Annotated in this window: 19 protein-coding genes; 10 read left to right on the forward strand and 9 right to left on the reverse strand. The window is 36.9% G+C overall.

The genetic code is table 11. The annotated features are described in order from the left end of the window. The first annotated feature begins 49 nt into the window (after window positions 1–49). Together ACOCEA_RS03590 and ACOCEA_RS03595 are read left to right on the forward strand one after the other, a co-directional pair. Window positions 50–301 (forward strand): hypothetical protein, encoded by a 252-nt coding sequence (locus tag ACOCEA_RS03590; protein WP_420754825.1) that lies wholly within the window; start codon window positions 50–52, stop codon window positions 299–301. An 84-nt stretch (window positions 302–385) separates the two neighbouring features. Next, window positions 386–577 (forward strand): cold-shock protein, encoded by a 192-nt coding sequence (locus tag ACOCEA_RS03595; protein ID WP_420754826.1) that lies wholly within the window; start codon window positions 386–388, stop codon window positions 575–577. Between the two features lie 75 nt (window positions 578–652). Here the strand turns inward: ACOCEA_RS03595 and ACOCEA_RS03600 are convergent, their stop codons facing one another. Then, window positions 653–1,099 (reverse strand): nucleoside deaminase, encoded by a 447-nt coding sequence (locus tag ACOCEA_RS03600; RefSeq protein ID WP_420754827.1) that lies wholly within the window; start codon window positions 1,097–1,099, stop codon window positions 653–655. Window positions 1,100–1,197: 98 nt separating this feature from the next. Here ACOCEA_RS03600 and ACOCEA_RS03605 point away from each other — a divergent pair, with 98 nt between their 5' ends. Continuing rightward, on the forward strand, window positions 1,198–2,964 hold the full coding sequence (locus tag ACOCEA_RS03605) for a 1-deoxy-D-xylulose-5-phosphate synthase (protein ID WP_420754828.1): 1,767 nt from the start codon (window positions 1,198–1,200) through the stop codon (window positions 2,962–2,964). Further along, a complete protein-coding gene (locus ACOCEA_RS03610; protein ID WP_420754829.1) occupies window positions 2,961–4,103 on the forward strand; it encodes a DUF3078 domain-containing protein in 1,143 nt (380 codons plus the stop codon). Before ACOCEA_RS03605 ends, ACOCEA_RS03610 begins: the two co-directional genes overlap by 4 nt. Here ACOCEA_RS03610 and dgt read toward each other — a convergent pair. Beyond that, window positions 4,100–5,443, reverse strand: a complete 1,344-nt coding sequence (dgt, locus tag ACOCEA_RS03615) for a dGTP triphosphohydrolase (RefSeq protein WP_420754830.1) — start codon at window positions 5,441–5,443, stop codon at window positions 4,100–4,102. The genes ACOCEA_RS03610 and dgt overlap by 4 nt on opposite strands. Before the next feature lie 165 nt (window positions 5,444–5,608). Between dgt and ACOCEA_RS03620 the strand changes: the two genes are divergently transcribed. The 4 genes from ACOCEA_RS03620 (at window position 5,609) to ACOCEA_RS03635 (ending at window position 10,661) form a co-directional block, all read left to right on the forward strand. Continuing rightward, the gene (locus ACOCEA_RS03620) at window positions 5,609–5,980 is read left to right on the forward strand and encodes a carboxypeptidase-like regulatory domain-containing protein (RefSeq protein ID WP_420754831.1); all 372 of its coding nucleotides are present in this window, start codon (window positions 5,609–5,611) and stop codon (window positions 5,978–5,980) included. 326 nt (window positions 5,981–6,306) lie between these two features. Further along, window positions 6,307–7,512: a porin gene (locus ACOCEA_RS03625; protein ID WP_420754832.1), complete on the forward strand. Its 1,206-nt coding sequence runs from the start codon at window positions 6,307–6,309 to the stop codon at window positions 7,510–7,512. A 75-nt stretch (window positions 7,513–7,587) separates the two neighbouring features. Beyond that, window positions 7,588–9,888, forward strand: coding sequence for an inorganic phosphate transporter (locus ACOCEA_RS03630; RefSeq protein WP_420754833.1), 2,301 nt, complete (start codon window positions 7,588–7,590; stop codon window positions 9,886–9,888). Window positions 9,889–9,938: 50 nt separating this feature from the next. Beyond that, window positions 9,939–10,661, forward strand: a complete 723-nt coding sequence (locus ACOCEA_RS03635) for a DUF6503 family protein (protein WP_420754834.1) — start codon at window positions 9,939–9,941, stop codon at window positions 10,659–10,661. 60 nt (window positions 10,662–10,721) lie between these two features. Here the strand turns inward: ACOCEA_RS03635 and nadD are convergent, their stop codons facing one another. Genes nadD through ACOCEA_RS03665 form a run of 6 tightly spaced genes read right to left on the reverse strand, consistent with a single transcriptional unit; the run spans window position 10,722 to window position 15,476 of the window. Then, window positions 10,722–11,306, reverse strand: a complete 585-nt coding sequence (gene nadD / locus ACOCEA_RS03640; protein WP_420754835.1) for a nicotinate (nicotinamide) nucleotide adenylyltransferase — start codon at window positions 11,304–11,306, stop codon at window positions 10,722–10,724. Window position 11,307: 1 nt separating this feature from the next. After that, window positions 11,308–11,892, reverse strand: coding sequence for a guanylate kinase (gene gmk, locus ACOCEA_RS03645; RefSeq protein ID WP_420754836.1), 585 nt, complete (start codon window positions 11,890–11,892; stop codon window positions 11,308–11,310). Further along, window positions 11,893–12,750 carry a YicC/YloC family endoribonuclease gene (locus tag ACOCEA_RS03650; RefSeq protein WP_420754837.1) on the reverse strand — a complete coding sequence of 286 codons (858 nt, stop codon included), beginning with the start codon at window positions 12,748–12,750 and terminating at the stop codon, window positions 11,893–11,895. Window positions 12,751–12,805: 55 nt separating this feature from the next. Then, window positions 12,806–13,627 (reverse strand): 3-keto-disaccharide hydrolase, encoded by an 822-nt coding sequence (locus tag ACOCEA_RS03655; RefSeq protein ID WP_420754838.1) that lies wholly within the window; start codon window positions 13,625–13,627, stop codon window positions 12,806–12,808. 25 nt (window positions 13,628–13,652) lie between these two features. Further along, window positions 13,653–14,402 carry a 3-keto-disaccharide hydrolase gene (locus ACOCEA_RS03660; RefSeq protein WP_420754839.1) on the reverse strand — a complete coding sequence of 250 codons (750 nt, stop codon included), beginning with the start codon at window positions 14,400–14,402 and terminating at the stop codon, window positions 13,653–13,655. Window positions 14,403–14,423: 21 nt separating this feature from the next. After that, window positions 14,424–15,476, reverse strand: a complete 1,053-nt coding sequence (locus ACOCEA_RS03665) for a sugar phosphate isomerase/epimerase family protein (protein ID WP_420754840.1) — start codon at window positions 15,474–15,476, stop codon at window positions 14,424–14,426. Window positions 15,477–15,637: 161 nt separating this feature from the next. Here ACOCEA_RS03665 and ACOCEA_RS03670 point away from each other — a divergent pair, with 161 nt between their 5' ends. Together ACOCEA_RS03670 and ACOCEA_RS03675 are read left to right on the forward strand one after the other, a co-directional pair. Beyond that, entirely contained in the window at window positions 15,638–17,341 is a 1,704-nt protein-coding gene (locus ACOCEA_RS03670) for a GMC oxidoreductase (RefSeq protein ID WP_420754841.1), read from the forward strand. Window positions 17,342–17,454: 113 nt separating this feature from the next. Then, window positions 17,455–17,913: an ASCH domain-containing protein gene (locus ACOCEA_RS03675; RefSeq protein ID WP_420754842.1), complete on the forward strand. Its 459-nt coding sequence runs from the start codon at window positions 17,455–17,457 to the stop codon at window positions 17,911–17,913. Between the two features lie 53 nt (window positions 17,914–17,966). Here ACOCEA_RS03675 and ACOCEA_RS03680 read toward each other — a convergent pair whose 3' ends face one another. Continuing rightward, window positions 17,967–19,106 carry a Gfo/Idh/MocA family protein gene (locus ACOCEA_RS03680; protein ID WP_420754843.1) on the reverse strand — a complete coding sequence of 380 codons (1,140 nt, stop codon included), beginning with the start codon at window positions 19,104–19,106 and terminating at the stop codon, window positions 17,967–17,969. Between the last annotated feature and the right edge of the window lie 36 nt (window positions 19,107–19,142).

Genomic DNA, 19,142 nt, shown 5'->3' on the forward strand with positions numbered 1-19,142 from the left:
ACAACAAGCTTAATCCTAAAAAATTAAGGGATTTTATACATTTGCCAATATGAAATACATAATCACCCTTATTGTACTAGCTTCATTGACCTCAATTGGGTATGGTTTTTCATTGGAAAAACAAGAGGAAGCAAAAGCAAATAAATATATTGGCGGTGGAACCGTGGGTCTATTTTTACTTGCCATGCCATTATTTTTATACAGAGAAAGCAAGGGAAAAAAAATGAATGACTATTTGCTAACCGAAGAGAATGTTCGAAAAATGCAAGGGAAACCACCTAAAAAGACTGACAATCAGTGATTTCTGAATAACAAATTTTAAATATCATTCCAAACTTCAATCAAAAATGCTTAAATTAGGGTATTAATATTTAATTTTATTTTAATGACTGGCACGGTTAAATTTTTTAATGAGTCCAAAGGATATGGATTTATTACCAACGACGACACGGGAAAGGACATATTTGTCCATGCGACCGCTCTTAACGGAACGGAAATCAGGGAAGGAGACAAAGTAGAATACGTTGAGGAAGAAGGAAGAAAAGGAATAGTTGCAGGACAGGTACAAGTCCTATAATTAAAGTATTACATTTTGTAAATTGAAAAAACCACGTTAAAACGTGGTTTTTTTATTTCATTATATGCCCTTATTTTATTTATTGCGTTTTTTTTCAAAAAATTGCCTTAATAAATCTGATGCTTCCTGTTCCAATATACCACCTTTAATACTTGTTTTTGGATGAAGGCTAGTACCCATTGCCGTGAACCCTCGATCAGCATCCGAGGCACCATAGATTATTTTATCTATTTGGCTCCAATACAAGGCACCCGCACACATTTGACAAGGTTCTAATGTAACATATAAGGTACATCCTTTTAGGTATTTCCCACCCAAGTAATTGGCAGCAGCTGTTATTGCTTGCATTTCGGCATGTGCGGTTACATCATTAAGTTGTTCCGTAAGATTGTGTGCCCTGGCAATAATACGGTCATTAATCACTATCACGGCACCTACTGGTATTTCTCCATGCTCAAAAGCATATTTAGCTTCCTGAAGTGCCTTTTTCATGAAGTAGGTATCGTCGTAAGGTAATATCATACCCCAAAAATACGACATCACACAATTAAAGCATGTCAATTAAAAACAATTGTTTTACCTTATAAAAGAAGTACTTTTGTTCTCATATTTTATTTGCTGTGGGCAATCTATTAGACCAAATTCATTCTCCTAAAGACCTAAAAAAGTTGTCACCTGAACAACTACCAATACTGGCGAATGAATTACGTAAATTTATTATAGATATTGTTTCAACCAAAGAAGGCCATTTAGGCGCTAGCTTAGGGGTAGTGGAGCTTACCATTGCCATACATTACATTTTTAACACCCCCATTGATAAATTAATCTGGGATGTTGGCCACCAAGCATATGGCCATAAAATTATAACTGGCAGAAAAGATATTTTTGAAACCAATCGTCAATTAGGTGGCATAAGTGGTTTTCCCAAAATTGAGGAAAGTGAGTTTGATACTTTCGGCACAGGGCATAGTTCTACCTCTATATCTGCAATATTAGGAATGGCCATAGCTTCAAAAATAAAAGGTGACTTTGAGAAACAACATATTGCTGTAATTGGCGATGCATCTATAGCAAGTGGTATGGCATTTGAAGGCTTAAACCATGCCGGGGTTTCCAATACGGATATCTTAATTGTTTTGAATGACAATGCCATAGGAATAGATCCAAGTGTGGGTGCGCTAAAAAAGTATTTGACGAATGTTAAAAAAGGTACCGCTAAAGACGAAAATATTTTTGAGTGCCTAAACTTAAACTATACAGGTCCAATTGATGGCCATAACCTTACTGTTCTTTTACAGGAATTAGAACGACTTAAAACTGTAAATGGACCTAAACTTCTTCATGTTATTACTACCAAGGGAAAGGGTCTACAAAAAGCTGAAGAAAACCAAGTTATGTATCATGCCCCTGGAAAATTTGATAAGGTCACAGGTGAGTTAATGAAAAAACCAACTTTGGTTCAGCCACCAAAATTTCAGGATGTGTTTGGAAAAACCATTGTAGAACTTGCCCTTAAGAATCCTAAAATTGTTGGAATAACTCCCGCCATGCCTACAGGGAGTTCCTTAAAATTTATGATGGATGAAATTCCTGATCGCGCCTTTGATGTTGGCATTGCAGAACAACATGCGGTAACTTTGGCGGCTGGTATGGCTTCTGAAGGCATGGTTCCCTTTTGCAATATTTACTCCACATTTCTACAGCGTGCATACGATCAAGTAATCCATGATGTTGCCTTGCAAAACTTACCTGTAATATTTTGTTTGGATAGGGCAGGGTTGGTTGGCGAAGATGGTCCTACACACCATGGTGTGTTTGATATTGCATATTTAAGATGTATTCCTAACCTAATTGTTTTTTCACCATTAAACGAGATTGAATTAAGAAATATAATGTTCACTGCCCAATTGGGATTAGATCAACCAATAGCTATAAGATATCCACGTGGAAGGGGTGTTTTGATAGATTGGCAAATTCCAATGAAAAAATTAAAAATTGGAAAAGCTGAAGAATTAAAATCAGGTGATAAAATTGCGATTTTAAGTACTGGCCCAATAGGCAATCTGGTTAAAGAACTTATTGCCGAACTAGAAAGCAAAGAACGTATTGGCCATTATAACTTTCCATTTATCAAACCTTTAGATCACCAAATGTTAAACGCTATATTGGCAAAATATTCTGCTATAATAACTATTGAAGACGGCACGATTATTGGTGGGTTTGGTAGTGCCATTGTTGAATTCGCCAACAGTTTACAAATAAATAAAAATATTAAGATATTTGGGGTACCGGATAAATTTATAGAACATGGTTCGGTAACACAACTATATGAAATTGCAGGATTGGATAAATTATCCTTAAAATCCTATATTGAGAACCTTTTATGAGAAGATTATTCCCATTTCAAATTGTACTATTTTTTTGCTTCCTAATTTTTCAGTCAAGCTTACTTATTTCTCAAGACACTATACCAACTCGTATTTTGCCAGATTCCACGGTTATAGATACCATGGCTATAGATACCATGGCCATAGACACCATAGTAATTAGAAAAACCCAGGATAAGATAAAACACATTCCAAGGGGCGTAAACTTGACCAATCCCTATATATCCTTCAATAGAACAAAGCCCTTGAAAGACAAATACAGAAGGTTTAGAATTCCTTCGTTTTGGACTACAGAAAATACTTTGGGGATTAATGTAAGTGAAGTGGCCTTCGTAAATTGGAATGCCGGTGGTAATAACGCTGTAAGTGGCCTTGGCTACTTAAAATTTGTGAGAAACTATAAGTTTAGATATGTACAGTGGGATAATAATGTTGAACTTAGATATGGATTAAATGCGCAAGAAGGTCGTAAATTAAGAAAGTCAGAAGATGTAATTAGGATGAGTTCCAATCTAGGCTACAGAAGGGATACCATTAGTAACTGGTACTATTCAGTACAATTGAATTTTAACACCCAGTTTGCCAATGGCTATAAATACCCTAACAGAGATGAACCCATATCTGCATTCATGGCTCCTGGTTATCTGTTTTTTGGTGCTGGTACATCGTATATAACAAGAGATCAGAAATTTAATCTGTATTTATCCCCTCTTACTCAAAAATCCACATTTGTATTGGATCAATATTTGGCGGACAAAGGTTCCTTTGGCGTTAAAAAAGCTGTTTTAGATACAGATGGCAATGTCATAACACCAGGTGAAAACCATCTTTTGGAATTTGGGTTTCTTATTACCAATAATTGGACATGGGATGTTGCGGAGCACGTGCAGTTAAAAAGTCGCTTAAACCTGTATACGGACTACCTATCTAGTTTTGGAAATATTGATGTAGATTGGGAACTTAACCTCAAACTTAGGGTAAACAAATATATCTTAACCAGCATCGGCGCACAGATTATTTATGATGATGATATTCTTTTTGATGCCGTAAAGAATGACGATGGTGTTGTTATTGATCCTGGAGTACCACGAATACAGTTTAAGCAACTTCTAAACATAGGTGTTGCCTATGAATTTTAAAGGTGACTACCTTTAATTTTATTATGTATGTGTACTGCGGCCCTATCTGAAAGGCTAGCTACATAGCAACACGTATTCAACAATATTTCATACAAAGAACCTTCTGTTTGTTGATAGAATTCTGGAAGTGTCCGTAATATCAATTTATGATAATTTGTAGCATTATCGTTTTTCTTTTTCACTAGCGCATCAGTGTATACCTCAAGAATATCAGCAATAATTTTATATCCGGCAATCTCCTTTTCAATTACCTCTTGGGACCTATATACCTTATGCACACTCAGATTGATGATGTCCTTAATTTGAGCATCATATTTGCTCTTGTCCATTAATGAAACATCAAAAGTGCCATTACGTATTTTTTCCTCATTATCCATAAATATACTTACAGCATCTTGTATTAAGGTGTTTATGGCCAGTGCACGCAAGTAGCTAAGTCGGTCTTCCTTATACTCAAGACCATTATATTTTTTTGTGTTAATGGTATCCTTAACTAGGTTTATGAGGTATTCAAGAGCATAATCCTCTGAAATTAAACCAAGGTTTATACCATCTTCAAAATCTATTATGGTGTAGCAGATGTCATCAGCAGCTTCTACTAAAAATGTTAAAGGATGTCTCGCGAAGGAATTAGATGCTCCCTCTCTGGTCTTAATTAAGCCTAAATGATTGGCAACATCGGCAAAAACATCTTTTTCAGTCTGGAAAAATCCGAATTTTTTGTCGGCAATATGTTTTGTAGGTTTTTTGGGAAGTGATTCTTTAGGGTACTTCATAAAAGCTCCAAGGGTGGCATAGCTTAGACGTAATCCGCCGGACACTCCTGCCCTATCCTGGGTCATTAACTTAAAACCATTGGCATTCCCCTCAAAATCAATAATATCTTGATACTCCTTTGCCGAAAGCATCCCCTTATAATCCTTTCCATTTCCATTCATAAAAAACTCGCCTATAGCCTTTTCACCGCTATGTCCAAATGGTGGGTTCCCAATATCATGTGCTAGGGCCGCGGCAGCAACAATAGCACCAAAATCATTAAATTTATAACCATGAACCTCCTTAAGGTGCGGATGTTTCTCTAGAATTCTTTGACCCGCCAATCTTCCTAGACTCCTACCTGCCACGGAAACTTCCAAACTATGGGTTAACCTCGTATGAACAAAATCGGTCTTGGATAACGGGATTACCTGTGTCTTATCCTGTAAACTCCTAAAAGCTGCGGAAAAAATAATACGGTCATAGTCAACGTCAAAACCCAATCGGGTTTCGTTCTGTTCATTTCGCAATCTCTTATTAACGTCTCCCTTCCTACGCAAGGATAGTAATTGCTCCCAGTTCATGATACATTTTTAGTAAGTGCAAGATACATTTTTTGATAATCAGGCAACCTATGCAATTCATTTTTCACCCCTATTCTTAACCTTTTCAAAATATATAAATAACCTGATGCTAACCTTATCTTAACCTTGCCATCTTTTATTTGCAATAAACATCCATACACCCTAATGAAAAAATTAATTTTTACAATATTAACGTTTGTTTCAGCATTTTCCTTTTCCCAAAGTACTGGAACAATAAGTGGGAAAGTTTTGGATGCCGAATTATTTAATGAGCCATTGCTCATGGCCTCAGTGGAGTTAAAAAACACTGAACGGTCTACCATAACAAATTTTAACGGCAATTTTGAAATAACAGCTATTGCACCCGGATCTTACAAAATTCTGATAACATTTCTAGGCTACGAACCCATTGAAAAGGAAGTAGAAATTGTTGCCGATGAAAACACGTACATACAAGAATCATTATCAGCTAAATCCCTGACCTCAATAGAGATTGGTGTGGCATTATACACCAATAGCGACAAGGATATACGATAATAGCGGCACAAAAAAAGCTTTACCATACTTAGTTAGTAAACTATATATGCAGCGCATTATAACCCTTAGGAAATTTTAAGTTTAATAATTACTTAAACTTAAGGTCACATTAAATTTATTTAAAAGATAGAGTTTTGTTAGTACCCTTACGGGTATGGAATTTCAATGGGATAATGGTTTTTGTCGACTCTTTCCTTGAATTCCTGGGCTACCTTGTTTCAAGGTAGCTTTTTTTTTCGCCTTAAATCAAATAAATAACATTCAGTAAACATTAAGTTAACATTGGTTCTAGTTATTTGCGGCGACAAAAATCATTACTCGTAATTATGAAATTCAAATATTTATCCTTCGGGATATTATTACTTTCTTTTGCCGTTACCTATGCTCAAGAAACCAATTCTCCAACTTTTGGAAATGGACTGTTCAATTTAGTGGGCAAAGACAGCACCTGGAGCATGAAAGTTGCTACCAGAATGCAATTTCTAACTATAGCCACTTGGGATGAAGGTACAGATAGTGGTTTGGTAAACCCTGAACAAAGTTTCCTAGTGCGCAGGGCACGTTTAAAATTTGATGGTTTTGCCTATTCCCCTAAATTAAAGTACAAGATAGAACTTGGCTTGTCAAATAGGGATATTGCAGGTGCTTCCCAATTCACTGGCAATGCACCTAGATATATCTTGGACGCAGTGGTTATGTGGAATTTCTACGGGAATTTTGAGTTTTGGATGGGCCAAACCAAACTTCCAGGTAATATTGAACGCGTAATCTCTTCCGGTAATCTGCAACAAGTAGATCGATCGCTATTGAACAGTCGTTTTAATATTGATCGAGACCTTGGGATTCAATTAAGACATCATTTCAACTTAACAGACAAATTTTTGGTTCGTGAAAAACTGGCTGTCTCTATGGGTGAGGGAAGAAATATTACTACGGGAAACCTAGGCGGATACCAACACACGGCAAGATTGGAACTACTTCCATTTGGTTCATTTAAAAGCAAGGGAGATTACTCAGGAAGTGATTTAAAAAGGGAGGAAATACCAAAATTACTATTAGCCGCCACTTTTGACACCAACCAGGACGCGGTAAAAACAAGGAGCAACCAAGGTTCCTACATGTTCAACGATAATGGTTTTTATCAAACTGACATCAATACCGTATTTGTAGATGCCATGTTTAAATACAATGGATTTTCTTTAATGGCAGAATATGCCAATAGAACGGCCGATGATCCCATTGCTAAAAATTCTGATGGGACATTAACAGGTGACGAAGTTCAGGTAGGTAGTGGTATTAACGTTCAAAGTGGTTATCTTTTCAAAAATAATTGGGAGATATCAGGAAGATATACCAATATACAGTTGGATGAGGATATTACAGGTAAAAATCCTGAGAACCAATATACCTTTGGATTATCAAAATATATTTTAGGACACAAGTTGAAAGTTCAAACAGATGTAAGCTACTTATCAATAGATAATGGAACAGACAGACTTATGGGCCGACTTCAGTTTGATATTCATTTTTAAGATAAAAACATAACATTTAGATAACATTTCTAAAAGGACTCTTACAGATATTTGTAAACTTATTTTTTTTGAACTATGGATAATATTTACCTGTTGATCGTTATTGCTTTAGCCGTATTAGCTGTAGCGGATTTGGTAGTTGGAGTTAGTAATGATGCTGTCAATTTTTTAAATTCTGCAATAGGCTCCAAAGCCATTTCGTTTAAAACCATTATGATTGTGGCCAGTTTAGGTATTATCTGTGGTACTGTATTCTCAAGTGGATTAATGGAGGTAGCTAGAAAAGGAATTTTCAACCCAGGAGAATTCTATTTTGATGAGATCATGTTCATCTTCATGGCAGTGATGATAACGGATATCTTATTACTAGATTTCTTCAATACCCTTGGAATGCCGACTTCTACAACCGTTTCCATAGTATTCAACTTATTAGGAGCGGCAGTAGCAATGGCACTCATAAAAATTGCCGCCAATAATGGTAGCATTACAGAGGTTGTAAATTACATCAATAATGAAAAAGCAATCCAGATAATTTCAGGAATTCTTATGTCGGTGGTAGTTGCATTTACCATTGGTGCTTTGGTACAGTATATTTCAAGATTGTTATTGTCTTATGATTACCATAAAAAAGCAACATGGGTAGGTGCGTTATTCGGTGGGATTGCCCTTTCCGCAATAACCTATTTCATTTTATTAAAAGGTATTAAAGGAACCCCATATGCAGATCAAAGTTTTAATATCATTGGAGGGTTAACCATTAAGGATTTTTTGGAACAGCAGTGGATTTCAGTTGTGTCCGCTAATTTTGTTTTATGGTCTATAATTTCATACTTGCTTATGAATTTTGCCAAGACCAACATTTATAAATTGATTATTGGTGTCGGCACTTTTGCTTTAGCACTTGCTTTTGCTGGCAATGATTTGGTAAATTTTATTGGTGTACCTATTGCGGCATGGCAATCATACATGGAGTGGGAATCCTCGGGAATACCAGCAACGGAATTCAGTATGGAAATTCTAAGTGCAAAAGTACCTACTCCTACCCTGTTATTATTTCTTTCAGGTATTGTTATGGTGGCAACTTTATGGTTGTCTAAAAAAGCCCGGTATGTTGCAGAGACTGAAATCAACCTATCAAGAGAGGGAGAGGCAAAAGAAAGATTTCAACCCAACTATTTATCTAGAAGTATTGTCAGGTTTTCTGTAGGTTTATCAGAGGTAACTACTAACTTATTACCCAAAAGCTGGCAAGCGAAAATAGAGGACCGTTTTAAAAAACCAGTAATTCCGCTTACTAAAAACAAGGTTCATGAACTTCCTGCTTTTGATATGGTCAGAGCAGCTGTAAACCTTATGGTAGCGGGTATTTTAATATCTATAGCCACCTCCTATAAACTTCCGCTATCCACTACATATGTAACATTTATGGTAGCAATGGGTACTTCACTAGCGGATCGAGCCTGGGGTGCAGAAAGTGCTGTTTACAGGGTTGCCGGTGTCTTGAATGTAATCGGTGGCTGGTTTGGCACTGCTATCATAGCTTTTGTCGCTTCTGGAGCAATTTTGGCAATCATTAGTTTTGGTAAAGGTGCTGCAATAGCGGTATTACTTTTTGCCGCTATATTACTTTTAGCAAGGAACTATATCTCACATAAAAAGAAATCAAAAGAGATTAAAGCGGAATATACATTAAATAAAGCTGAGAGTAGTTCTATTCAAGGGGTTATCGAAGAAAGTGCACATAACATTTCAAATGTACTTAAAAGATCCAATAAAATTTATTCCAACTCTATTAATGGATTAGCTGTTCAAGATTTGGATTTATTAAAAAAGAACAAAAAACATGGTGCTAAACTTAGCACAGAAATAGATGCACTTCGCGACAATATCTTCTTTTTTATTAAAAATTTAGACGAAAACAGTATAGGTGCAAGTAATTTTTATATTAACGTTTTAGGACATTTAACGGACATTGCCCAATCATTGGAGTACATTGGTAAGGTTAGTCACAAACACGTAAACAACAACCATAAGAAGTTAAAATACAACCAGATTAAGGAACTAAAACAGATAGATTCAAAAATAGATGAGGTACTATGTCTTACGCAAACTGCCTTTGATAACAGATCATTCGAAGAAATTGGAAATGTACTGCTTAAAAAACAAGAGTTGTTCGATTTTATTTCCGAAAAAATACAGACTCAGGTAGAACGTACCCGTACTGAAGAATCCAGTCCTAAGAACACAACATTATATTTTTCCTTATTATTGGAAACCAAGGATTTGATGACTGCGACCATGGATTTGTTGGAGCTTTATTACAGTGAACATGATAGTTCTGTTAAACCGGCGAAGATTGTAGAGTCTACGAAATAGAAAAGGAAACATCAAACATTTTGTGGTATCTTACATAATAATTCACGGTTATGTTAAAATATTTCATTGTTGGGATAGCAATCTTTTCTAGTTCCATTTTGAGCGCACAGCAGCTAAGTGGAAATCAATTGCTAGATAACGCTATCAACTACCATGATCCCCAAGGTAAATGGTCAACCTTTAAAGGGAAGTTTGTTATAGAGATGACAACACCAGAAAAGACACCTCGCCTTACCCTGTTGGAACTTAATTTCCCAAAAGATTATTTTAAAGCCACCGTTAGAAAAAAACCAAACACTGTAGAATACATCCTAGATAAGGACAGTTGTAATTTAAAGCTAAACTATAGTGAGGTCATAGCGGACCACTATAGGGATAGTCTTCAAATTAATTGTGGGCGTGCTAAAATGCTTAAAAACTACTATACATATTTGTACGGGCTTCCTATGAAATTAAAAGATGCAGGGACGAACGTTGATCCAACAGTAATAAAAAAGAAGTTTAAAGGCAAAGACTACCTGAGACTTAAAGTAACCTACGATGCCAATGTTGGCAAAGACATTTGGTACTTCTATTTTGACCCTAATACCTATGCTATGGAGGTTTACCAGTTTTACCATGATGAATCTAAAAATGATGGAGAGTATATTCTACTTTCAGATATTCTAGAAGTAAATGGCATTAACATGCCCAAAACAAGGGCATGGTACTATAATAAGGACAACACCTATTTAGGCACCGATGTACTACTTAAGGGAGGCCCCTTAAAGTAAAGTTTAAGAATTACCTATCCTTTAATTAGTCTCCTTATTAATTAATAATTGTACAAAAAACTATCTGTAAAAATTCATCTCATCCATATACTGCCAAACTTCTACAGGTAGCATCGGTTTGATGTTTTTTCCCAATTTATGGGCCTCTCTAATAAATGTAGAGGATATTTCCATAATCGGGGCATCCACAAAATGTATTTCCTTATGTTCATTGAACTGATGGGCAACAGTTCCGTTGGAAATTCGAGGGTATACATAGAGGCTATAATTATCTAAAATAACCTCGTAATTCTTCCATTTATGAAAGCTTTTTAAATTGTCCTCTCCCATTATCAAACTAAAGGAATGATCCTTTGAATACTTTTCCCCCAAATGCGCCAAAGTATCAACGGTATAATTAGGCTGTGGCAAATCAAATTCTATGTTGCTGGGCCGTAATTTTGGGTAATCCTTGGTTGCCTCATATACCATCTGATAGCGATGGTTATTATCTAATAAGGTTTTCTTTGCCTTAAATGGACTTTGTGGTGTTACTACAAACCAAACCTCATCCAAGTCGGAAAACTCCACCATATGGTTCGCAATGATCAAATGGCCTATGTGGATGGGGTTAAAAGTACCAAAGTAGAGTCCAACCCTTTTCATGCTACTCGCATTTAGAATCCGCTATAAACCCGGCCACCAGTTCCTCCGCTTCTTTTAGGGCAACATCTAAATCGTAGTTCTTTATGATTTTATCAAATTGAGGTGCAGTGGCCAGCTCTACAGAGGCCTTTGCAATGCGCATATTAATTTTATCTTCACTCTCAGTACTACGTTTCTTTAAACGTATCTTTAGTTCATCTACACTAGGTGGTTTTACAAATACGGCTAATGTCCTTTCGGGATATTTCTTTTTAATGCGCAGTCCACCAACTACATCAATATCAAAAATTACATTTTTACCTTCTGCCCAAAGACGCTCTACCTCGCTTTTTAAAGTGCCATAAAAATTATCCCTATATACCTCCTCCCATTCTAAAAAATCATCATCCCTTATATGTTTTTTAAATTCGGAAACCGACATAAAATAGTAGTGCTCACCATTTTTCTCCTTTACCCTTCTTGGCCTTGATGTAGCAGAAACAGAAAACGCCAGATTTAATTCTGGTTTTGATAGCAAATGGCGTACTATGGTCGTTTTACCACTTCCAGATGGGGCAGAAAATATAAGTAGCTTCCCTCCTTTCATCTAAAGTACATTTAGCATTTGTTCCTTAATCTTTTCTAGTTCATCCTTCATTTGAACTACTAGTTGCTGCATTGGTGCATAATTGGCTTTAGAACCTATAGTATTGATCTCCCTACCAATTTCTTGGGAAATAAAGCCTAATTTCTTTCCATTGCTATCCTCAGATTTTAAGGTTTTACTAAAATAATCCAAGTGATTTGCGAGCCTTACTTTTTCTTCGGTAATGTCATACTTTTCCAAGTAATAGATCAATTCTTGCTCAAATCTATTTTCATCAACTTCGACCTTAAGATCCTGTACCGCCTTTTCTAATCGTTCCCTTATGGTGTCCTGTCTTTCTGGATCTATATTCTTCACCATATCCAACAAGGCCAATAATGAGGTAATTCGCTCTATAAAATCCTGCTCTAGTACACTTCCTTCTTCTTCCCTAAATTGGTTTATCTCTACCAAGGCACCGTTCAATGCTTCTTTTATGGCCTCATATTCAGTTTCATCAATATCCTCCTTATCGGTTTTCATGGTATCGGGAAAGCGTAAGGCCATTTCCAATAGCTTAATATCATCACCATCGGCAATGGATTTTAGTTGCTTCATGTACTGTTTCACAACACTTTCATTGACTTGGGCTGATGTTTCATCACCTGTATATTCAATGTAAAGGCTAAAATCTACCTTTCCCCTAAGCAAAGAATTGGCTATTAGCTTCCTGAGCTCCAATTCTTTTTCACGATAGCCTTGTGGCATACGCGCATTTAGATCAATGCTTTTACTGTTGAGTGATTTTATTTCTACAGTTACCTTTTTTGCCGGTAATTGAACCACGTATTTACCGAAACCGGTCATGGATTTAATCATAGAGGAAATTTTGGTTTAGGCAAAGGTAATTCTTTTACAATAGTATTAAAAAACACTAAAGTTCCCTTACCCAAATATTCCTATAGCTTACCCTACTGTCATCACCATGGTCTTGTAATAATAATGGCCCCTTACCGTGTGGAGGGTTTTTAGGCCATCCTATATAAGGTGTAGTTCCCTTGATTTCAATATGGTCTTGAACCAGTACACCATTATGTATTACGGTAATGTTGCCAGACTTAATTTTACCACCATCCTCATTGAACTCAGGTGCATGGTAAATAATATCATACGTGTTCCACTCCCCTGTTGGCACGGAAGCCATAGCTAGAGGAACATGTTGTTTGTAAATTGAACCTACTTGTCCGTTTACGTAAGTAGGATTATCATTTTGGTCCAAGACCTGTACTTCATACATACCATTTAAAAACACTCCGCTATTGGCTCTATGTTGACCTTCCATCTGAACAGGCAATGGGGATTTCCATTCTATATGTAATTGTATATCTCCAAAATTTTGTTTGGTCTGTATATTTCCTGTTTTATCATTTACAGTCATACTTCCGTCTTTGTTCAAATGCCATTTGGCAGCCGTACTATCGGTAGAACTGATCCAATTATCCAAACTAGATCCATCAAAAAGAACAATGGCATCACTTGGTGGTGCACCCATAACCCCTGGCTTAACCACTGGCACTTTTGGCTCATAAAATTCTGTTTCCTCAGGAGTGGTTGGCTCAGTTCCACTATATTCCTCATGGACAATTACTGCATTCCCTACTTCCGCGATTACCTCAGATTTTTCTTCCTTTACTTTTTCCTGGCAAGAAACAAGCACAAGAGTTGTCACTGCAAAAAGTATGTATAAATTTTTCATTTTAATTGTTAGTATTAGTTATGATTTATAATTCCTTTATTTTGATGTTTTTGAATGCCACCATGTTTCCATGGTCCTGAAGTGCAATTTTACCTTTTTTATATTTAGCAAAATGTTCCCATTCGGCAAATTTGGATTTTGCTACCATTTCTTGCCATTCAGGGTCATTGACCGGAAAATCTACAACTTCTTCTCCGTTAAGCATAACACTGCCTTCATTGGTTTTATGGTTAATGGTGATTACCATGGTATTCCACTCACCCACAGGATTGGTTACATCTTTCGCAGGCGAAACCATATCATATAATGCCCCTGATTGATGACTAGTGCCATTTTTACCATCTGGATGTTTTTCATTATCCAAAACTTGAACCTCAGGCCCTGTTAAGTATGGCTGCCCTAAATCTGCTATTTCCTTTACTCCCCACATAACGCCACTGTTTCCTGCTTCCGAGATTTGCCAATCCAAGGATAGTACAAAGTCCTCATACTCATGGTCCGTTACCAAGTTAAATTGTTCACCATTACCATGCTCTCCTGGTGGATATAAAACCATGGCACCTTCCTCTATTTTCCAATTATCAGAAATACCCTCTTTTAGATATTCATGCCAACCATCAAAAGATACTCCGTCAAAAATAACAGTCCATTCATCCGCAGTAGTCCCAACAGCAGTTTCCTCTATTATTTCTTCAGCTTTATCAACCTCCTTTTTCGCCTCTTTACAACCCATTATGAGAAGTGCCAGAATTGCTGTTTTATATATGCTTTTCATTTGAATCATTTTTTCAATTAATTATAGCCCTAACATTTTTTTTAGCATTTCCTTATCTATTTCTGCACCTGCAAAATCATCAAAAGTTTTTTCTGTTGCCTCAATAATATGATCTTGAATAAACTTTGCGCCTTCCCGAGCTCCTTGCTCAGGGCTCTTGATGCAGCATTCCCATTCCATGACTGCCCAAACATCACATCCGTACTGGGTTAATTTAGAGAATATGGTTTTAAAATCTATTTGACCATCCCCTAAAGAACGATATCTTCCAGCTCTATCTCCCCAATCGTTATAACCTCCAAAAGCTCCTTTTTTACCTGTTGGGTTAAATTCAGAATCTTTAACATGAAAAGATTTTATAAACTCATGATAAAAATCGATGTATTCTATATAATCTAACTGTTGTAGGACAAAATGGCTCGGGTCATATAATATGTTTACCCTTTTGTGATTCCCAGTGGCCGCCAAGAAACGTTCAAACGTATCTCCATCATGAAGGTCTTCACCTGGGTGGATCTCATAACATACGTCTACCCCCTCCTTATCAAAATGATTTAAAATGGGCATCCAGCGTTTTGCCAATTCCTCAAAACCCATCTCAACCAATCCTGCCGGACGTTGCGGCCATGGATGCATGGTATGCCATAATAATGATCCTGAAAATGTTGCATGGGCATTTAAACCAAGTCTTCTACTGGCCGTAGCAGCTTTTTTTACGGTTTCTACGGCCCATTCCGTTCTTGCTTTTGGCTTACCGTGTACCGATTTTGGAGCAAAAGAATCGAACATTAAATCATATGCTGGGTGTACTGCTACCAATTGGCCTTGTAAATGGGTAGAAAGCTCGGTAATTTCAAGTCCATATGAGTTTATTTTTCCTTTAAGCTCATCACAATACGTCTGACTTTCCGCAGCCTTGTCTAAATCTATCAGAAAATTTTCCCAAGTAGGAATCTGAATTCCCTTATACCCTAAATCGGATGCCCATTTACACATCCCATCAAGAGTGTTGAATGGGGCTTTACTATCTACGAATTGTGCTAGAAATACTGCTGGACCTTTAATTGTTTTCATACTGGTTCTTACTATCTATTAGTTTAAAATGTTGTTATTCTGACTACTACAAATATGAGGATAAACATTATATTTAGAGAAATTATTGAATAATACGCTATTTATCCAAAGTCAATTTATAAATATAGGAAATACCATTATAAAAAGATAAAAATTCAAGAATGAATCAAAACGAAACATACGATGCCATTGTAGTAGGAACAGGAATTAGCGGTGGTTGGGCTGCTAAAGAGCTCACAGAAAACGGTTTAAAAACGCTTGTTCTTGAGCGTGGCCGGATGGTAAAACACATCCAAGATTACCCAACCATGAATGATGACCCATGGGACTATCCCTATAAAGGAGAGTTATCTAGTGATGATAAGAAAAAATATCACGTGCAATCTAGGGTAAACTGGGCGCCAAAAGATGACAACAAACATTTTTTTGTAAACGATTTGGAACACCCATATGTAGAAACCAAACGTTTTGATTGGATTCGGGGATATCAAGTGGGCGGAAGATCACTTACTTGGGGCAGACAGAGTTATCGTTGGAGCGATATAGATTTTGAGGCCAATAAAAAAGAAGGCATTGGGGTTGACTGGCCGGTTAGATATAAGGACATATCACCTTGGTATGATAAGGTTGAGCAATATATAGGTGTTAGTGGTGAAAATTTAGGTTTGGATGTATTACCGGATGGTAAATTTCAACCCGCCATGAAGTTAAATTGCGTTGAGGAGGATTTTAAGAAAGCCACAGCTGAACGATTTGATGATGGCCGCTTAATAACCATTGGTCGTACGGCACATATTACAGACCCCGATGCAGCTATTGAAGGCAGGGGCACTTGCCAAAATCGCGATCGATGCTCAAGAGGTTGTCCATTTGGAGGCTATTTTAGCAGTAATTCATCTACACTTCCCGCAGCGGAACGAACAGGAAATATGACGTTAAGGCCAAATTCTATTGTACATGAGATTATTTATGACGATACAACAAAAAAAGCCACAGGTGTTCGTGTAATTGACACGGAGACACATGAAAAACTTGAATTTAAAGCTAAAATTATATTTTTATGTGCCTCAGCTATGGCATCTGTAGGCATTTTATTGCAGTCCAAATCAGAACGTTTTCCTAATGGATTAGGGAACGATTCAGATGCATTGGGACGTGGTATCATGGACCACCATTATAAATTGGGTGCCTCAGCCAAAGTTGATGGATACCTTGATAAATATTACAAAGGAAGGCAACCCACTGGATTCTATATTCCACGTTTTGTCAATCTTGATGAAAAAACAAAGAGAGAGGGATATTTAAGGGGGTTCGGATATCAAGGCAGGGCCAGTAGAGGAGATTGGACAGAGGCTATTGCTGAATTAAATTATGGTAAAGATCTAAAGGACCAAATACTAAAACCTGGCCATTGGACCATTGGTGTAACCGGATTTGGGGAGTTTTTACCCTATGACGATAACAGGGTAACCTTAAGCAATACCGAAAAAGACAAATGGGGCTTACCCCAATTGGATTTTGATGTGGAATTCAAGGAAAATGAATACAATATGCGAGAGGATATTAAAAAACAAATCGTGGATATGTTCCAAGCCGCGGGCTTTAAGGATGTTAATGCCTATGACCAAGAGACCGGCCCTGGATTGGGAATCCATGAAATGGGAGGTGCAAGAATGGGACATAGCGCAAAGACCTCTATCTTAAACAAAAATAACCAAGTACATTTGGTACCAAATGTTTATATTACTGATGGGGCATTTATGTCGTCATCCAGCTGTGTAAACCCCTCCTTGACCTATATGGCGTTTACCGCTCGTGCAGCCAACCACGCCGCTAAGGAGTTTAAGTCAGGCAAATTTTCCTAGATAATTATGTAACCAAACGAAAATCATTAAGAAAGCATCAATTTAATTACTTTGAACCAATTGAATTTTCTTTCTTAGCTATTAAATAGATTGATATAAATTAATTTTACCTTATGGAAAATGCTTCGGCAAGAAATATGTGGGGCGATTATTTGGACAAACATTTAGAACATGCTTTCCATGAAGCGCCACAAGTGATTCATTTTTATGACAACGAAGAAGATGCCAATACTTACGCTAGATTAACCAAACAAGGGATTAAAAAAGCAATATCCGATTCTCTATTAGGACTACAATTTAGAAATGAACCTTTGCCAAAAATTGGGGATTTCAAAGTAGTCACCAATTGGAAAGGCGAAGCACAGTGCATCATTCAGATAAAATCGGTAAAACTTAAACCCTATTTTAGTATTGATGCCGCTTATGCTAAACTTGAAGGGGAAGGCGACCAAAGCCTAAGTCACTGGAAAAAAACACACTGGGACTACTATACAAGAGAATTGGCACCATACAATCGTGTGCCGAGAGATAGTATGATTGTGGTTTGTCAAGAATTTGAAAAAGTATTTTAGTAAATAAAAAAAGGGACGTTAATTCGTCCCTTTTTTTATTAGTTTAATTAAGGTTATTCCTCCATTTCTACCCATGTGTTTCCATTCTTATGGGATGCCACAGATGCTTCTATAAAGTTCATGCCCCTAACACCATCTCTCATAGTAGGATAGGCACCATCATTTTGCTTTTCTCCACGAATTGCTCTTGCTACGCCTAAATATATATTGGCCATAGAGTCAAAAATCCCTTCTGGGTGACCTGCTGGTAATTTAGTTCCATCCAAAGAAAACTCACTGTTGTAGGCATGGCCAGGCTTATAAATCTTCGTAGGTTCCGTATCACTCATCATATAAAGGAAATTCGGTTTTTCCTGCTCCCATCTAAAAGCTGCCTTTTCGCCATAAATAGCAATGGCCAAACCGTTTTCTTCTCCAGTTGCCACTTGACTACCCCTAATTACGCCTTTTACATAATCTCCCATACGTATCAAAACCGTACCGTCAACATCCATTTGGTTATCCTCATATAGGTAGTTAAAATCGCATAATAAAGATTCAACTTCCAAACCGGTAGTATACTCCACTAGATTAAAGGCATGTACGCCTATATCTCCCATACAAGAACTGATACCCGCTTTTTTAGGATCTAAACGCCACACACTGGATCTTTTTTCCTTGTCGTGTATAATTGGGTTGATCCAACCTTGATAATATCTGGCATCTACTTTATGGATCTTGCCCAAAGCACCAGCTTTGATCATCTCCCTCATTTGGCGCACCATAGGATAACCAGTGTATGTATGTGTCAAAGCAAAAACTGTACCTGCTTTTTTATATGCCTCTTGAAGTATTTTAGCCTCTTCCAAAGTGGTTGTCATTGGCTTTTCGCAAATAACATGAAAACCATTGTCCAATAGTTTTTTGGCCATTGGGAAATGTAAAAAATTAGGTGTTAAAATAGAACAGACTTGAATACGTTCATCTACTGGCAATTTTAACTCCTCCTCAACAAAGGTGTCAAAATCCTTATAAATTCTATTTAAAGGAACATCTATCTCCTTGGCAAACTCCATGTTTGCCTCAAAATCTGGATTAAAAACGGCACCAGTAATTTGATAATTATCATTAATATGTGATGCAACCCTGTGTAATACGCCGATAAGGGAATCTCCTCCCCCTCCTAAAATTCCTAATCTAATCTTCTTTGGCATGTTATAATCGTATTTAGTTGTTTAATTTATTTGAAT

Origin of the sequence: Maribacter luteocoastalis, from assembly GCF_048890225.1 — a bacterium.
GTDB lineage: Bacteria > Bacteroidota > Bacteroidia > Flavobacteriales > Flavobacteriaceae > Maribacter > Maribacter luteocoastalis.

Bases quoted from the DNA above. Each gene is read 5' to 3' on its own strand.
- ACOCEA_RS03590 (WP_420754825.1), top strand. From the start codon at position 50: ATGAAATACATAATCACCCTTATTGTACTAGCTTCATTGACCTCAATT.
- ACOCEA_RS03595 (WP_420754826.1), top strand. From the start codon at position 386: ATGACTGGCACGGTTAAATTTTTTAATGAGTCCAAAGGATATGGATTT.
- ACOCEA_RS03600 (WP_420754827.1), bottom strand. From the start codon at position 1,099: ATGATATTACCTTACGACGATACCTACTTCATGAAAAAGGCACTTCAG.
- ACOCEA_RS03610 (WP_420754829.1), top strand. From the start codon at position 2,961: ATGAGAAGATTATTCCCATTTCAAATTGTACTATTTTTTTGCTTCCTA.
- dgt (WP_420754830.1), bottom strand. From the start codon at position 5,443: ATGAACTGGGAGCAATTACTATCCTTGCGTAGGAAGGGAGACGTTAAT.
- ACOCEA_RS03620 (WP_420754831.1), top strand. From the start codon at position 5,609: ATGAAAAAATTAATTTTTACAATATTAACGTTTGTTTCAGCATTTTCC.
- ACOCEA_RS03625 (WP_420754832.1), top strand. From the start codon at position 6,307: ATGAAATTCAAATATTTATCCTTCGGGATATTATTACTTTCTTTTGCC.
- ACOCEA_RS03630 (WP_420754833.1), top strand. From the start codon at position 7,588: ATGGATAATATTTACCTGTTGATCGTTATTGCTTTAGCCGTATTAGCT.
- ACOCEA_RS03635 (WP_420754834.1), top strand. From the start codon at position 9,939: ATGTTAAAATATTTCATTGTTGGGATAGCAATCTTTTCTAGTTCCATT.
- nadD (WP_420754835.1), bottom strand. From the start codon at position 11,306: ATGAAAAGGGTTGGACTCTACTTTGGTACTTTTAACCCCATCCACATA.
- gmk (WP_420754836.1), bottom strand. From the start codon at position 11,892: ATGAAAGGAGGGAAGCTACTTATATTTTCTGCCCCATCTGGAAGTGGT.
- ACOCEA_RS03650 (WP_420754837.1), bottom strand. From the start codon at position 12,750: ATGATTAAATCCATGACCGGTTTCGGTAAATACGTGGTTCAATTACCG.
- ACOCEA_RS03655 (WP_420754838.1), bottom strand. From the start codon at position 13,627: ATGAAAAATTTATACATACTTTTTGCAGTGACAACTCTTGTGCTTGTT.
- ACOCEA_RS03660 (WP_420754839.1), bottom strand. From the start codon at position 14,402: ATGAAAAGCATATATAAAACAGCAATTCTGGCACTTCTCATAATGGGT.
- ACOCEA_RS03665 (WP_420754840.1), bottom strand. From the start codon at position 15,476: ATGAAAACAATTAAAGGTCCAGCAGTATTTCTAGCACAATTCGTAGAT.
- ACOCEA_RS03670 (WP_420754841.1), top strand. From the start codon at position 15,638: ATGAATCAAAACGAAACATACGATGCCATTGTAGTAGGAACAGGAATT.
- ACOCEA_RS03675 (WP_420754842.1), top strand. From the start codon at position 17,455: ATGGAAAATGCTTCGGCAAGAAATATGTGGGGCGATTATTTGGACAAA.
- ACOCEA_RS03680 (WP_420754843.1), bottom strand. From the start codon at position 19,106: ATGCCAAAGAAGATTAGATTAGGAATTTTAGGAGGGGGAGGAGATTCC.